Origin of the sequence: Curtobacterium citri (genome assembly GCF_030362955.1) — a bacterium.
Taxonomy (GTDB): Bacteria; Actinomycetota; Actinomycetes; order Actinomycetales; family Microbacteriaceae; genus Curtobacterium; species Curtobacterium citri.
In genome coordinates this window covers 242,421-257,249 of the sequence record NZ_JAUCML010000004.1, presented here as the reverse complement: position 1 = coordinate 257,249, position 14,829 = coordinate 242,421, and the positions used below count along the sequence as shown (strand labels likewise).

Genomic DNA, 14,829 nt, shown 5'->3' with positions numbered 1-14,829 from the left:
GGCTAGGCCGCCGGACCGGCCGTCAGCGTGACGGTCACGGTCTTCGCGGCGCCGCTGGCGTCGGTGTACCCGACGACGACCCGGTCGCCCACCGCGTGCGACTGCACCGCCGCGGTCAGCGCATCGCTGCTGGCGACCGCCGTGCCGTCGAGGCTCGTGATGGTGTCGCCGGCGACGAGCCCGGCCGCGGCGGCGCCGGATCCCTCGACCGTGCCCGCCACCGCCACGCCGCCGCCGGTCTGCGTCGTGCCGCTCGACCCGACCTGCACGCCGAGGAACGCCGGCAGGCCGATGGTGATCGTGTCCGAGGACTCCCCGGCCAGGATCTTGTCGGCGATCGCCTTCGCGGTCGTGATCGGGATCGCGTACCCGGTGACCTCGGCCGAGCCCGAGGACGCCGCCGTGGCCATGCCGACGACCTCGCCCTCGCTGTCGAGCACCGGGCCGCCGGAGTCACCCGACACGATGTCGGCCGCCACCTGGATGAGGCCCTGCAGCGACTCGGTCCCGGTGCCGGACTCGCTCTGCACCTGGATGTCCTGGTCGAGCGCCGTCACCGTCCCCGCCGCGGCCACGAGGTTCCCGGTGCCCTCCGCGTTGCCGACGTCCGTCACGGCGTCGCCGGTCGCCGGCTCGCCGTCGTCGTCGAGCGTGACCGTCGACAGGCCCGAGGCGTCCTCGAGCTTGAGGACCGCGACGTCGTGCGTCGCGTCCGTCCCGACGACCTGCGCGCGGTACTCCTTGCCCGTGGTCTCGTCGGTGACCGTGATGCTCGTGGCGCCCTGCACCACGTGGTTGTTCGTCAGGACGGTGCCGTCGGACGTCAGCACCATCCCGGTGCCCGCGGCCTGGGACGACGTGTCGTAGTTCAACACCGTGTCGATCGTGACGACGCCCCGCTTCTGTGCGGCCGTCGCGGGGGTCGCCGCGGACTCGGTGGTGCCCGTCCCCGTGCCGCCGCTGCCGGTGCTGCCGTCCCCGGTGCTCCCGTCCCCGGTGCTCCCGTCCCCGAGTCCGCCGGTCCCGCCGCCGTACCCGGGGACGGTGAAGCCGTTCGTGCCGCCGCCCGTCCCGCTCCCACCGCCGGGCAGGGTCGTGGAGCCCTGCGACTGGCTCGAGGTCGTGGTCGTGCCGTGCGAGGAGAGCCCGAGCGCGGTCCCGCCCGCGGCGCCGATGATCGCGAGGGCGGCGACGCCCGAGCCGATCAGGAGCCCGAGGCGACGGGGACGCCCCGCCCCCGGGTGGTTCGCCGCCGCCGCTCCGGCGGTCCACGCGGTCTGCGGGGTGCCGGTCCCGCCCAGTGCACTCCCGCCCAGCGCACTGCTGCCGAGCAGGTACGGCCCGCGGCCGTCCGGCGTGTAGGCGTAGGGGCCGGAACCGTCGGGGCCGTAGAGGTACGGGCCGCTGCCGTCGAAGGCGTACGCCGGCCGGAGGGTCGTGCGGTCGGCGTGCGGGGCCTCCCAGGCGGGGCCGTCGGTCGCGCGCTGGTCGTCGGCGGGGTTCTCGTTCATCGGTGCTCTCCGGTCGTCCCTCGACCACCCGTGGGGTGTCGATCCGTTCCTCGACGACCCGGGCGGGCGTCGACGGAGACCAGTACAGGACCCGAACCCATGACGACCCTATGAACGAGCCCGGCGGGTGCTCAGGGGTTCCTCGGGGCCCGCCGTGCGACGGTCGCGGTTAGGCTTGCCTGACCTCCCATGCGCGCGTCGTCCCCCCGAACCCCCGTCCTGCGACCCCGACCGGAGCCGGCGTCCCGCTCCCGGCTCGTCGGCGCCGCGGTGGTCGCCGTCGTCGCGCTGGCCGTGGCCGTCGCCCTGTCGATCGCGTTCGGCTCCCGGCCGATCCCGCTCGGGACGGTGCTCGACGCCGTGCTGCACCCGGGCCGGCAGGACGACGTCGGCCTCATCGTCCTCGGCAACCGCGTGCCCCGGACCGTCGTCGGCCTCCTCGCCGGAGCCGCCCTCGGTGTCGCGGGCGCGGTGATGCAGGGCGTCACCAGGAACCCGCTGGCCGACCCGAGCATCCTCGGCATCAACGCCGGTGCGGCGCTCGCGGTCGTCGTCGGCATCGCGGTCTTCGGGATCAGCGGCACCGCGGCCTACCTGCCGTTCGCCTTCGTCGGTGCCGGCCTCGCCGCGCTGCTCGTCTACGCGGTCGCGGCGGTGGCCCGACGCGGGTTGTCGCCCGTCGGGCTGGCCCTCGCCGGGGCGGTCGTCGCCGCGGCGCTCTCGTCCGTCACGACCGCCGTCCTCGTGTCGAGCCAGAGCCTCCTCGACCAGCTGCGCTTCTGGCAGGTCGGGGCGCTCGCCGGGAAGGACCTCGGCACCGCCGGGGTCATCGCCGTCCCGGTGCTCGTCGGGCTGGTGGTCGCCGTCGGGCTCGGCCGCTCGCTCAACACGCTCGCGCTCGGCGACGAGCTCGCGGCGTCCCTCGGGCAGCGCGTCGTGCTCGTGCGGATCGTCGGCGGGGTCGTGACGGTCCTGCTGGCCGGTTCCGCCGTCGCCGCGGCCGGACCGGTCGCGTTCGTCGGCCTCGCGGTCCCGCACGCCGTCCGTCGACTGAGCGGACCCGACCAGCGCTGGACGATCCTCCTGTCCGCCCTCGTCGCGCCCGCGCTCCTGCTCGTCGCCGACGTGATCGGCCGCGTCGTCGCGTACCCGGGGGAGCTGCAGGTCGGGATCGTCACCGCGCTCATCGGCGCACCCGTGTTCATCTGGCTGGTCCGCTCGCGGGTGGTGACCGGCCTGTGAGCGCCGTCCGCCGCGAGGTCACCGTCCTCGGTGCGGTCCTCCTGCTGCTCGTCGCCCTGGTGCTCGTCGGCCTCGGGGTCGGGGAGATCCCGCTCTCGCCGCTGCAGGTGGCCGGTGCCCTCGTCGGGCACGGCGACACCGTCTCGGACTTCGTCGTGGGGCAGCTCCGCGGGCCCCGCGTCGCAGGAGCCGTGCTCGTCGGCGCGGCCCTCGGTGCGGCGGGCGGCATCGTGCAGAGCGTCGTCCGGAACCCGATCGCCAGCCCCGACGTCATCGGCATCACCTCCGGGGCGAGCGCCTCCGGGTTGACCGCGATCGTCCTCTTCGGGGCCAGCGGCGGTGCGTTGTTCGGGTCCGTGGTCGTCGGTGCCGTCCTCGTCTCGGTCGTGATCGCAGCCCTGTCCTGGCGCCGGGGCATCACCGGCAACCGCGTGGTGCTCGTCGGCATCGGGGTCGCGGCGATCTGCCTGAGCATCACCGGGTGGATGCTGACGTCCGGCACCGTCCAGCAGGCGGGCACGGCGCTCCTGTGGCTGTCCGGCAGCCTCAACGCCGTGGACCGCACGCTCGTCGGCGTGCTCGGGGTCGCCGTCGTCGTGCTCCTCGCCGCGGCGCTCGTGCAGTCCCGTCGCCTCACCGTCCTCGCGCTCGGGGACGAGGTCGCCGCCGCCCTCGGGCTCCGGCCGGACCGCGCCAAGGTCCTGCTGCTGCTCACCGCCGTCTGCCTGACCGCCGGCGCGGTCGCGACCGCGGGCCCGGTCGCGTTCGTCGCGCTGATGGCGGCACCGGTCGCCCGGCGGCTCGTCGGGAACGGTCGCGTCGCGCTCGGGGCCGTCGCCGCGGTCGGCGCGGTGATCACGCTCGCGAGCGACCTGCTGGCGCAGTTCGCGATCCCGGGCAACGCGCTGCCCGTCGGGGTCGTCACGGGTGTCGTCGGGGCGCCGTACCTGCTCTGGCTGCTGGCGCGCGGCCGGTAGGCGTGGGGGGCCCTTCCGTCCGCTCGCTAGCCCGGTGCTCCCGGGCGTACCCGGTGCTTCCGGGCGTACTCGGCGGTTTAGGAGCACCAGGTACGCCCGTTCCCGCATTCCACGACACCTGTTCTGGGAAGGGACGGGCGCACGGTCGGACGGGAGGCGCGGGACCAGCCCGCACCGCGCCTCCCGTTCGTCAGGTGGTCCCGTCAGGACGCGCGTGCGGTGCGCCCCTGCGCGGACCCGCGCGGCGTCACGCGATGCCGCACCGCGCTGCGCGATCCCGCACGCGACCGCCCAGACCCCCCGTTCGGGTGTCGGCGCGCGGCTGGATCTCTCGTACGTTCGTCCCGACCGGCCGGACCCCCGACAGCGCCCGACCCGACGGAGCGCTGGTCCGGACGGAACGAAGGACTGCCATGCCCGATCCGTCCGCCGGCGCACCGACGCGCCGACGCCAGTGGGGGGCGGAGCGCCGCACCCGTCCGCTCGACACCCTGCACGCACGTCCCTCCGACCGGAAGCTCGTCTCCGGCCGGGTGGCGATCATCCTGACCATCGCCTTCTGGCTGGCGTACGTCGTCTACACCGTGATCCGCCAGTTCCTCGACTACGGCACCGAGAGCTTCCGCTTCACCACCGAGGCGCTCTCGTACCTCGTGGTCGTCACCTTCCTGACCTTCTCCGCGCTCATGCACCTGGTCGCCCGCCAGGGCGCGATGGAGCGCTTCGCGAGCCACGTGCGGGTCCCGCGCGCCGAGCTCGACCGGCACTTCGCGTCCGGCCACGACGCACCGATGACCGTCCTCGTGCCGAGCTACGCCGAGGAGCCGGACGTCGTCGCGACCACCCTGTGGTCGGCGGCGCTGCAGGAGTACCCGTCCCTGCGGATCGTGCTGCTGGTCGACGACGCACCCTTCCCGACCGACCCGGAGACGCTCGACCGGCTGGAGCGCACGCGCGCGGTCGCGAGCCGCATCCAGGAGCAGCTCGAAGCTCCCTCCCGCCGGTTCCACGAGGCGCTGTTCTCGGCCGAGGTCGAGGCGGACGCAGCGCCCTTCGCGAGCACGCAGGCGCTCCGGACCCTCGTCGAGCACCACCGGTGGGCCGACGCGTGGCTCCGTCGCCAGGCCCGGGGGCACGACGTCGCCGACCACGTCGACCGGTTCTTCCACGACCAGGTGCTCGTCGGGCTCGCCGACGAGTTCGGCCTGACCGCGCAGGCCCTGGAGTCGGCGATCGCCGACGCCGTCGCACTCGGACAGGACTTCAGCGAGGTGACCTCCGCCCGGGCGCTCGAGCTGCAGCGCCGGCTCGCCTGGACCTTCACGGCAGAACTCACGACCTTCGAGCGCAAGCGGTACGTGAACCTCTCCGACGAGGCCAACAAGGCGATGAACCTCAACGCGTACATCGGCCTGATGGGCGGCGCCTACGCGTTCGACGAGACCGCGTCCGGCACCGTCCTGCGCACCGTGGACGACCCGGACGCGGCCGACCTCGTGGTGCCGGCGTCCGACTACGTCCTGACGCTCGACGCCGACTCGGTCCTGCTCCGCGACTACTGCCTGCGCCTGGTCTACTTCCTCGAGCAGCCGGAGAACGCCCGGGTCGCGGTGACGCAGACCCCGTACTCGTCCTTCCGCGGTGCCGCCACGCGCATCGAACGGCTCGCGGGCGCCACCACCGACATCCAGCACATCCTCCACCAGGGGATGTCCCGCCACGACGCCACCTTCTGGGTCGGGGCGAACGCCGTGATCCGCACGCGGGCCCTCCAGGACATCGAGGAGGTCGAGACCGTCGGTGGCTTCGAGGTGAAGCGCTACGTCCAGGACCGCACCGTGATCGAGGACACCGAGTCGAGCGTCGACCTCGGCATGCACGGCTGGACGCTCGTCAACTACCCGGAGCGACTGTCGTACAGCGCGACGCCCCCGGACTTCGGCTCGCTCGTCGTCCAGCGACGCCGCTGGGCGAACGGCGGGCTCCTGATCCTGCCGAAGTACATCCGGCAGGTCCGCGAGCGCCGCGCACGCGGGGAGCGTGTCGGCATCGTCGAGATGTCCCTCCGCGTGAACTACATGGCGTCGATCGCGTGGGCGTCCTTCGGGCTCATCTTCCTGCTCGCCTACCCGTACGACTCGCGACTGCTCAGCCCGATGGTCCTGCTCGCCGCGCTGCCGTACTTCTGGCTGCTGTCGAGCGACCTGAAGTACTGCGGGTACAAGCGCACGGACGTCTTCCGCATCTACGGCTTCAACCTGATCCTCATGCCCGTGAACGTGGCCGGCGTGCTGAAGAGCATCCAGCAGGCCCTGACGGCGAAGAAGATCCCCTTCGCCAGGACGCCCAAGGTGCGGGACCGCACCGCATCGCCGGCGCTGTACGTCCTCGCCCCGTACGCGATCGTCGCGTTCTCGGTGTTCACGTTCGTGCGTGACTACGGCGCGCAGAACTGGGGGAACGCGGTCTTCGCGGCCTTCAACGCCCTCCTCGCCACGTACGCGATCGTCGCCTACATCGGGGTGTGGAACTCCGTGGTGGACATCTGGCTGTGGGCCACCCGCTGGATGTACTACGACCCCACGGCGCGCGCAGCCCGTCGTGCCGCTCGTCGTGCTGCTCGTCGGGCCGATCATCCGGCTGCCCGTGGCGGCCGTCGGCACGGACGTCGTCGTGACGGTGTCGGTCCCGCTCCCGAGCCCGTCCTCGAGGACTGGCACGCCGTGCTGTACTTCGGACACGGCGGCGGCAACATGCCGGTCCGGCACGACGCCGACGTCGTCGGGGCGGCCGGCGCACGCCCCGCCACCTCCACCCCGGCCGGTGCGACCGGCCCCCGCCAGGAACGGAGCGCAGCCTGATGGCGACGACGAGACGACTCTCCCCGGTCCGGGTCACCATCGCGGTCGTGGTCGCCGCCGCGGTCGCCGTCGCCGGGTACGCCGGCTTCGACCGCTGGCACTCGGCCCGCGCGACCGAGCGGCAGCCCGCGTGGTTCGCGGCCTACACGGACGTGACCGCGACGCCGGTCTTCGCGTTCGAGGACGTCAAGTCGACGAAGGGCCGCAACGTGATGCTGTCCTTCGTCGTGGCCGACCACGACGACGCCTGCTCGCCGACGTGGGGCTCGTACTACTCGCTGCAGGGTGCGGCGGACCAGCTCGACCTCGACCGACGCGTCGCCCGCCTGCAGCAGCAGCACGGCGAGGTCGGCGTCTCGTTCGGTGGACTCGCGAACGACGAGCTCGCCACCACCTGCACGAAGGCGTCCGACCTGCTCGGTGCCTACCGGCAGGTCGTGGACCGCTACGACCTGTCCACCGTCGACTTCGACGTCGAGGGCGACGACCTCACGAACCGCGCCGCGGGGGAGCGGCGGGCGAAGGCGGTGGCGGCGCTCCAGGAGGAGCGCCGGGCCGCCGGCCACCCGCTCGCGGTGTGGCTCACGCTGCCGGCCGCGCCGACGGGCCTCACCGAGGACGGCACCACCGCGGTCGCGCAGTTCCTCGCCGCCGGCGTGGACCTCGCCGGGGTGAACGCGATGACGATGGACTACGGCGCGGCCAAGGGGTCGAGCCAGAGCATGTACTCGGCCTCCGTGCAGGCGCTGCAGGAGGTCCAGCGCCAGCTCGGCGTCCTCTACCAGCGCGCCGGGACGCCCCTCGGTGACGACTCCCTCTGGCACAAGGTCGGGGCGACGCCGATGATCGGGCAGAACGACGTCCGCGACGAGGTGTTCTCGCTGAGCGACGCCCGGAAGCTCAACGCCTGGGCGCGGGACCGCGGGTTGGGACGGATGTCGATGTGGTCGCTGAACCGCGACACGACGTGCGGCTCGAACTACGTCAACCTGTCGACCGTCTCGAACTCGTGCTCCGGGATCGACCAGGACGGCCTGCTGTTCGCCGACGTGCTCGGCAAGGGCTTCGGCGGCGGGATCGTCGCGGCGGCATCGGACGTGACCGAGGCGGAGCCCTCGGCCACCGAGCAGCCCACGGACGACCCGAGGACGAGTCCCTACCCCGTCTGGGACCAGGACGCGTCCTACCTCGAGGGCACCAAGGTGGTGTGGCACCACAACGTCTACGAGGCGAAGTGGTGGACGTCCGGCGACCTGCCCGACGACCCGGTGCTCAGCGCCTACGAGACGCCGTGGCAGATCATCGGACCGGTGCTGCCGGGGGAGAAGCCCGTCGAACCGCTCACCCTGCCCGACGGCACCTACGCCGCGTGGTCCGGGACGAAGCAGTACGACACGGGCGCCCGCGTCCTGTTCCACGGCATCCCGTACCAGTCGAAGTGGTGGAACACCGGCGACAGCCCCGAGGCGTCGACGAGCGATCCGGACGGCTCGCCTTGGGTGCGGCTCAAGGACGCCGAGGTGCGCAGGATCCTCGACGCGCTCGCCTCGGGGGAACCGGCCCCGTCGGCGACCGCGACGGCGACGCCGGCGTCCTGAGCGCAGGCAGCCGCGACCACGTGTCGGACGGGAGGCGCGGTGCGGGTCCGCCCCGCGCCTCCCGTCCGTCGGCTGGGTCGCGGCGGTGTGTTCGCTGAGCGCGTCCTGTCCAGTTCTCCCCAGGCCCCGTTCTGGGCTCCCGCACCACCACCCGTTTCCGATACGCTGGTGCGCCAAGAGGAGGAGGTCCACGATGCCAGAGCCAGTGGTCCCGCAGCCGGGTGGTCAGAAGACACCGGAACAGCGGCTGGTCGACACGACCCTGACCTTCAGCATGGACATGGGCGCGGCGCTCACCGCCGAGTCCGGTGTCTCGGCCGAGGAGCGCGACGCGGTCAACGCCCTGCCCTCCGGGTCGGCGCTGCTCGTGGTCCGTCGCGGTCCGAACGTGGGTGCGCGGTTCCTCCTGGACTCCGACGTCACCACCGCGGGTCGACACCCCGACGCGGACATCTTCCTCGACGACGTCACCGTGTCGCGGAAGCACGCCCAGTTCATCCGTCAGGGCACCGCCTTCAGCGTCAGGGACAACGGATCGCTGAACGGCACGTACTTCGACGGTGTCCGCATCGACGAGGCACTGCTCACCGACGGCGCCGAGGTGCAGGTGGGCAAGTTCCGCCTGACCTTCTACGCATCCCGGGTCGACCTGGCGCGCCTGGCGACCGCGTAGTGGCAGCGCGGTCCGCCGCGGCCCGGACCGGGTCCGCGGTGCCGGACCTGCTCACCATCGGGCAGGTCCTCGCGCGGCTCAAGCCCGAGTTCCCGGACCTGTCGAGCTCGAAGCTCCGCTTCCTCGAGGAACGCGAGCTCGTCACCCCGGTCCGCACGGCCAGCGGCTACCGGAAGTTCTCGGGGGCCGACGTGGAGCGGCTCCGGATCGTCCTCGGCCTGCAGCGCGACCACTACCTCCCGCTCAAGGTCATCAAGGACTACCTCGCCGACCTCGACGCCGGACGCGATCCGGTCCTCCCCGGCGGCGGTGATGCGCCGAGGCCGTCGATCCTCGGGCGTGAGCGCCGGTACACCCGCGACGAGACCGTCCGCGCGGCCGGCGCGAGCCCGATGCTGTTGAGCGACGCGGTCTCCGCCTCGCTGCTGCCGGCGGCCGACACCTACGGCGACGACGCCGTGGCGGTGCTCCGGGCGCTCGTCGACCTGCAGCGCACCGGCATCGAGCCGCGGCACCTGCGCACCATGCGCGGCGTCGTCGACCGCGAGGTCGGGCTCATCGAGTCGGCGCTCATGCCGGTCTCCCGCCGGGGCGACGCGACGTCGCGCGCCAAGGCCAACGAGCTCGCCCGCGAGATCGCCGGGCACCTCGAGGTCGTCCGGTCGAACCTCATCCGCGCGGCGATCGGTCGCCTCGACGCATGAGCGTCACTCCGGGGGCTTCCGTCCGGGAGCACGAGCCTGTCGGGCGTCGGTGGTCGGGGCGTATCCTCGACACGCCGGACTCGCCGGGACGGATGTGCCGCGATCACCGTGTCCGAGTCGCTACCGTGGACCTCGGAACAACTCTCAACCCGTCGTTGAACCTTCGGGTGGGAGCTCGAACGTCGTGGAAGGCATGCACATGAGTGGGACTGACACCCCCGGTACCGAGTCCGAGATGACTCGGTACGACCTCGGCCTGCTCTTCACCGACGGCCTCCCCGAGCACGACGAGCAGAACGGCTACCGCGGCACCGTCGCCGCGCGGGCAGCAGGCATCTCCTACCGCCAGCTCGACTACTGGGCCCGCACCGAGCTCGTCCAGCCCACGATCCGTGGCGCGGCCGGCTCCGGGTCGCAGCGCCTGTACGGCTTCCGCGACATCCTCGTCCTCAAGCTCGTCAAGCGCCTGCTCGACACGGGCATCTCGCTGCAGCAGATCCGCACCGCCGTGAACCAGCTCCGCGAGTCGGGCGTCTCCGACCTCGCCCAGACGACGCTGATGTCGGACGGTGCCTCGGTCTACCTCTGCACCTCCGACGACGAGGTCATCGACCTCGTGTCCCGCGGCCAGGGCGTGTTCGGCATCGCCGTCGGCAAGGTCCTGCGCGAGGTGGAGAGCTCCCTCGTCGAGCTCGACGCCACCCCCGCGGCGGACCCGGCCGACGAGCTCGCCGCCCGCCGGGCGAACCGCGCTTCCTGACGCCGGGCCCGCTGGTGCTGCCCCGGGGCAGCGGTCGTCCCCGCGCCTGACGCCGAGGTCGCGCGACCTGCCGCGTGCGTGACGCCGAGAGCGCAGAATTCGGAACTCCCGCCGTGCTCGGACGACGAGTCGTGCACGCTCGGCGGACGTGAGCGGCGAGTCGTGCGCAGTCGCGGCGCCGGCACCGGCATTCAGCGCCGGGCGCCGCGGCGTCAGGCCTGGATCGCAGCGCCCTCGGCGTACGGACCGATCTTGCCCGTGCGCATGATGCGCTCGAGCAGCTGGTCGAAGTTCCGCGCCATCTCCTGCGCCGACTCACCCGGCCACACGTGCAGGGGCTTCGCGGCACCCTGGGCCTGCTGCAGCGACGTGCGCTCCGGCAGCTGCGGCGAGAGCACGAGCGGGCCGAACATGTCCCGGAGCTCCTTGATGCGGAACTGGTGTTCGAGCGACTGCACGCGAGCGCGGTTCACGATGATCCCGAGCGGCTGCAGGCGGGGGGAGAGTCCGCGTCGGATCTCCTCGATCGCACGGAGGGCACGGTCGGCGGCGGCCACGGAGAACAGACCCGGCTCGGTGACGACGGTCACGCGGTCGGAGGCCGCCCACGCGGTGCGGGTGAGCGCGTTGAGGGACGGCGCGCAGTCGATGAGGACCAGCTCGTAGTCCTGCTCGACGTTGGCCAGGGCCTCCTCGAGCTTCCAGATGTCACGGATCGAGGGGTGGGGCCCGTCGAAGTTGATCGCCGAGGGCGAGCCGACGAGCACGTCGACCTTGCCCTGCGAGCCCTTCGTCCACCCGGACGGGGCGATCGCCTGACGGACGATCTTCTCCTTCGGGTTCTCGAGGACGTCGGCGACGTTGAGGTGGCCGGAGATGTCGATGTCGAGGCCCGTGGAGACGTCGGACTGCGGGTCGAGGTCCACCACCAGCGTGCGCAGTCCCTTGGCGAACGCGGCCGATGTCAGGCCGAGCGTCACCGTCGTCTTGCCGACACCACCCTTGAGGGAGCTCACGCTGAGTACATGCACGGTGGGCCACGTTACCGCCAGTAGGGTTGTGACACCTCAACCCGGGCTGAAAGGGACGTCGTGTTCAGCAAGATCCTCGTGGCGAACCGTGGCGAGATCGCCATCCGCGCGTTCCGTGCCGCGTACGAGCTGGGGGCCCGCACGGTCGCCGTCTACCCGTACGAGGACCGCAACTCCCTGCACCGGCTGAAGGCCGACGAGGCCTACGTCATCGGCGAGCCGGGTCACCCCGTCCGGGCCTACCTGGACGTCTCCGAGATCATCCGCGTCGCCCGCGAGTCGGGCGCCGACGCGATCTACCCGGGCTACGGCTTCCTGTCCGAGAACCCGGAGCTGGCGGCCGCTGCCGCCGCTGCGGGGATCACGTTCATCGGCCCCGGCGAGCACGTCCTCGAGATGGCGGGCAACAAGGTCACCGCGAAGGAGCACGCGATCGCGGCCGGTGTCCCGGTCCTCGCGAGCACCCCGCCGAGCCGCGACGTCGACGAGCTCCTCGCGGGGGCCGACGCGATCGGCTTCCCGGTCTTCGCGAAGGCGGTCGCCGGCGGTGGCGGTCGCGGCATGCGCCGGGTCGAGACCGAGGCCGAGCTGCGCGGGGCACTCGAGGCCGCCATGCGCGAGGCCGACAGTGCGTTCGGCGACCCGACGATGTTCCTCGAGCAGGCCGTCATCCGTCCGCGGCACATCGAGGTGCAGATCCTCGCGGACGCCACCGGCTCCGACGCGGGCACGATGCACCTGTTCGAGCGCGACTGCTCCGTGCAGCGTCGCCACCAGAAGGTCGTCGAGATCGCGCCCGCGCCGGACCTCGACCCGTCGGTCGCGGCCGCCCTGCACCGGGACGCCGTCGCGTTCGCGCGGTCGATCGGCTACGTCAACGCCGGCACCGTCGAGTTCCTGCTCGACACCGAGGGCGCCCGCGCGGGTCAGCACGTCTTCATCGAGATGAACCCGCGCATCCAGGTCGAGCACACCGTGACCGAGGAGGTCACCGACGTCGACCTCGTCCAGTCGCAGATGCGCATCGCCGCGGGGGAGACCCTCGCCGACCTCGGGCTGTCGCAGGACACCGTCAGCGTGCACGGCGCCGCCCTGCAGACCCGCATCACGACGGAGGACCCGACGCAGGGCTTCCGTCCGGACACCGGCCGCATCACCACCTACCGCAGCCCGGGCGGCGCCGGCGTCCGCCTCGACGGCGGCACGGTGGCGACGGGCGCGCAGATCAGCCCGCACTTCGACTCGATGCTCGCGAAGATGACCTGCCGCGGGCGGGACTTCCCGGCCGCGGTGGCGCGGGCCAAGCGTGCCCTCGCCGAGTTCCGCATCCGCGGCGTGAGCACGAACATCCCGTTCCTGCAGGCCGTCCTCGAGGACCCGGACTTCGCCCGCGGCGACGTCTCGACGCAGTTCATCGAGGAGCGCCCGCAGCTCTTCGGCGGTCACGTCTCGAAGGACCGCGGCACGAAGGTCCTCGGATGGCTCGCCGACGTCACGGTGAACAAGCCGAACGGCGAGCGTCGCCCGCAGACCGTCGAGCCGAGCGAGAAGCTGCCGGCCGTCGACCTGTCCGTCGCGCCGCCGGAGGGGCAGCGCGACCTGCTGCGCCGGGTCGGTCCGGCCGCGTGGGCACGGGCGCTCCGCGAGCAGACCGCCCTCGCGGTCACGGAGACGACGATGCGCGACGCGCACCAGTCCCTCCTCGCGACCCGGGTCCGCACGAAGGACCTGGTGGCCGTCGCCCCGCACGTGGCCCGGCTCACGCCGCAGCTGCTCAGTGTCGAGGCCTGGGGCGGCGCCACCTACGACGTGGCGCTGCGCTTCCTCGGCGAGGACCCGTGGGAGCGCCTCGCCTCGCTCCGCGCGGCGATCCCGAACATCCCCGTCCAGATGCTCCTGCGCGGTCGCAACACCGTCGGCTACACCCCGTACCCGACGGAGGTCACCGACGCGTTCGTGGCCGAGGCCGCCGCCAGCGGCGTCGACGTCTTCCGGGTGTTCGACGCGCTCAACGACGTCTCGCAGCTGCGTCCCGCCCTGGAGGCCGTGCTCGCCACCGACACGGCCGTCGCCGAAGCGGCGCTCTGCTACTCCGGCGACCTCCTCGACCCCGCCGAGGACCTCTACACGCTCGACTACTACCTCCGCCTCGCGGAGCAGATGGTCGAGGCCGGCGCGCACGTCATCGGCATCAAGGACATGGCCGGCCTGCTCCGCGCCGGCGCCGCCGAGCGGCTCGTCACGGCACTGCGCGAGCGGTTCGACCAGCCCGTGCACGTGCACACTCACGACACCGCGGGCGGCCAGCTGGCGACCCTCCTCGCCGCGTCCGGCGCCGGCGCCGACGCCGTCGACGTCGCCGCCGCGCCGATGGCCGGCACCACGAGCCAGCCGAGCATGTCCGCGCTCGTCGCGGCGCTGGCGCACACCGAGCGCGACACCGGGCTCGACCTCGCCGCGGTCGGCGCGCTGGAGCCCTACTGGGAGGCCGTGCGTCGCGCGTACGCGCCGTTCGAGTCCGGCCTGCCCGGGCCGACCGGTCGCGTCTACCAGCACGAGATCCCCGGCGGGCAGCTCTCGAACCTCCGGCAGCAGGCCATCGCACTCGGGCTCGGCGACCGCTTCGAGCAGGTCGAGGACTGGTACGCGGCGGCCAACCGGATCCTCGGCCGGCCGACGAAGGTGACGCCGTCGTCGAAGGTCGTCGGCGACCTCGCGCTGCAGCTCGCCGCGGTCGGGGCCGATCCCGAGGACTTCGAGCAGAACCCCCAGAAGTACGACATCCCGGACTCGGTCGTCGGGTTCATGGCCGGCGAGCTGGGCGACCTGCCCGGCGGCTGGCCGGAGCCCTTCCGGTCGAAGGTGCTCGCGGGGCGGGAGGTCCGACTGACGGTCACCCCGGTCCCCGACGAGGAGCGCGTGCACCTCGCCGCCTCCGGTCCCGAACGCCAGCAGGCCCTCAACCGCCTGCTCTTCCCGCAGCCGACCCGGCAGTTCGAGCAGGTCCGCGAGCAGTACGGGGACCTCTCCGTCCTGCCGACCACGGACTACCTGTACGGGCTGCGTCCCGGTCAGGAGCACGTCGTGCCGCTCGGTCGCGGCGTCGACCTGCTCGTCGGGCTCGAGGCGATCGGCGAGGTCGACGAGCGGGGCATGCGCACGGTCATGACGACGATGAACGGGCAGCTCCGCCCGGTCACCGTCCGCGACCGTTCGGTCGAGGTCGAGACGAAGGTGGCCGAGCAGGCCGACCCGTCCGACCCGAAGCACGTCGCCGCACCGTTCTCCGGTGTCGTGACGCTCAAGGTCGCCGTCGGTGACGTCGTCCGGGCCGGTCAGGCCGTGGCGAGCATCGAGGCGATGAAGATGGAAGCGGCCATCACGGCGCCCGTGGCGGGCACCGTCGGCCGTCTCGCGATCCCGGCGACCCAGCAGGTGGACGCCGGCGACCTCCTGGTGGTGCTGCAGTAAC

10 protein-coding genes are annotated in these 14,829 nt (G+C 72.7%); 8 read left to right on the top strand and 2 right to left on the bottom strand.

What is annotated here, in order from left to right:
- Window positions 1-2 precede the first annotated feature (2 nt).
- Complete coding sequence (locus QUG92_RS08310) at window positions 3-1,511, bottom strand: S1C family serine protease (protein ID WP_289458685.1); 1,509 nt, start codon at window positions 1,509-1,511, stop codon at window positions 3-5.
- A 189-nt stretch (window positions 1,512-1,700) separates the two neighbouring features.
- Between QUG92_RS08310 and QUG92_RS08305 the strand changes: the two genes are divergently transcribed.
- The 7 genes from QUG92_RS08305 (at window position 1,701) to QUG92_RS08275 (ending at window position 10,326) form a co-directional block, all read left to right on the top strand.
- A complete protein-coding gene (locus QUG92_RS08305) occupies window positions 1,701-2,753 on the top strand; it encodes a FecCD family ABC transporter permease (RefSeq protein WP_069711186.1) in 1,053 nt (350 codons plus the stop codon).
- Window positions 2,750-3,730, top strand: coding sequence for a FecCD family ABC transporter permease (locus QUG92_RS08300; RefSeq protein WP_182046301.1), 981 nt, complete (start codon window positions 2,750-2,752; stop codon window positions 3,728-3,730). The genes QUG92_RS08305 and QUG92_RS08300 overlap by 4 nt, the downstream gene beginning before the upstream one ends.
- A gap of 413 nt (window positions 3,731-4,143) precedes the next feature.
- Window positions 4,144-6,591 carry a glycosyltransferase family 2 protein gene (locus QUG92_RS08295; RefSeq protein ID WP_289458684.1) on the top strand — a complete coding sequence of 816 codons (2,448 nt, stop codon included), beginning with the start codon at window positions 4,144-4,146 and terminating at the stop codon, window positions 6,589-6,591.
- Window positions 6,591-8,189, top strand: a complete 1,599-nt coding sequence (locus tag QUG92_RS08290) for a chitinase (RefSeq protein WP_289458683.1) — start codon at window positions 6,591-6,593, stop codon at window positions 8,187-8,189. The genes QUG92_RS08295 and QUG92_RS08290 overlap by 1 nt, the downstream gene beginning before the upstream one ends.
- A 193-nt stretch (window positions 8,190-8,382) precedes the next feature.
- The gene (locus QUG92_RS08285) at window positions 8,383-8,862 is read left to right on the top strand and encodes an FHA domain-containing protein (RefSeq protein WP_182047916.1); all 480 of its coding nucleotides are present in this window, start codon (window positions 8,383-8,385) and stop codon (window positions 8,860-8,862) included.
- Entirely contained in the window at window positions 8,862-9,566 is a 705-nt protein-coding gene (gene ftsR, locus QUG92_RS08280; protein WP_182047915.1) for a transcriptional regulator FtsR, read from the top strand. The genes QUG92_RS08285 and ftsR overlap by 1 nt, the downstream gene beginning before the upstream one ends.
- A gap of 235 nt (window positions 9,567-9,801) precedes the next feature.
- The gene (locus tag QUG92_RS08275; protein WP_141718808.1) at window positions 9,802-10,326 is read left to right on the top strand and encodes a MerR family transcriptional regulator; all 525 of its coding nucleotides are present in this window, start codon (window positions 9,802-9,804) and stop codon (window positions 10,324-10,326) included.
- Window positions 10,327-10,538: 212 nt separating this feature from the next.
- On the opposite strand, the gene QUG92_RS08270 is transcribed toward QUG92_RS08275, so the two are convergent.
- Complete coding sequence (locus QUG92_RS08270; protein ID WP_069711180.1) at window positions 10,539-11,357, bottom strand: ParA family protein; 819 nt, start codon at window positions 11,355-11,357, stop codon at window positions 10,539-10,541.
- 60 nt (window positions 11,358-11,417) lie between these two features.
- Here QUG92_RS08270 and QUG92_RS08265 point away from each other — a divergent pair, with 60 nt between their 5' ends.
- Window positions 11,418-14,828 (top strand): pyruvate carboxylase, encoded by a 3,411-nt coding sequence (locus QUG92_RS08265; protein ID WP_289458682.1) that lies wholly within the window; start codon window positions 11,418-11,420, stop codon window positions 14,826-14,828.
- Window position 14,829 lies beyond the last annotated feature (1 nt).

Coding starts and splice junctions, on each gene's coding strand:
- QUG92_RS08290 (WP_289458683.1), top strand. CDS start 6,591: ATGGCGACGACGAGACGACTCTCCCCGGTCCGGGTCACCATCGCGGTC.
- QUG92_RS08275 (WP_141718808.1), top strand. CDS start 9,802: ATGACTCGGTACGACCTCGGCCTGCTCTTCACCGACGGCCTCCCCGAG.
- QUG92_RS08305 (WP_069711186.1), top strand. CDS start 1,701: ATGCGCGCGTCGTCCCCCCGAACCCCCGTCCTGCGACCCCGACCGGAG.
- QUG92_RS08310 (WP_289458685.1), bottom strand. CDS start 1,511: ATGAACGAGAACCCCGCCGACGACCAGCGCGCGACCGACGGCCCCGCC.
- QUG92_RS08295 (WP_289458684.1), top strand. CDS start 4,144: ATGCCCGATCCGTCCGCCGGCGCACCGACGCGCCGACGCCAGTGGGGG.
- QUG92_RS08285 (WP_182047916.1), top strand. CDS start 8,383: ATGCCAGAGCCAGTGGTCCCGCAGCCGGGTGGTCAGAAGACACCGGAA.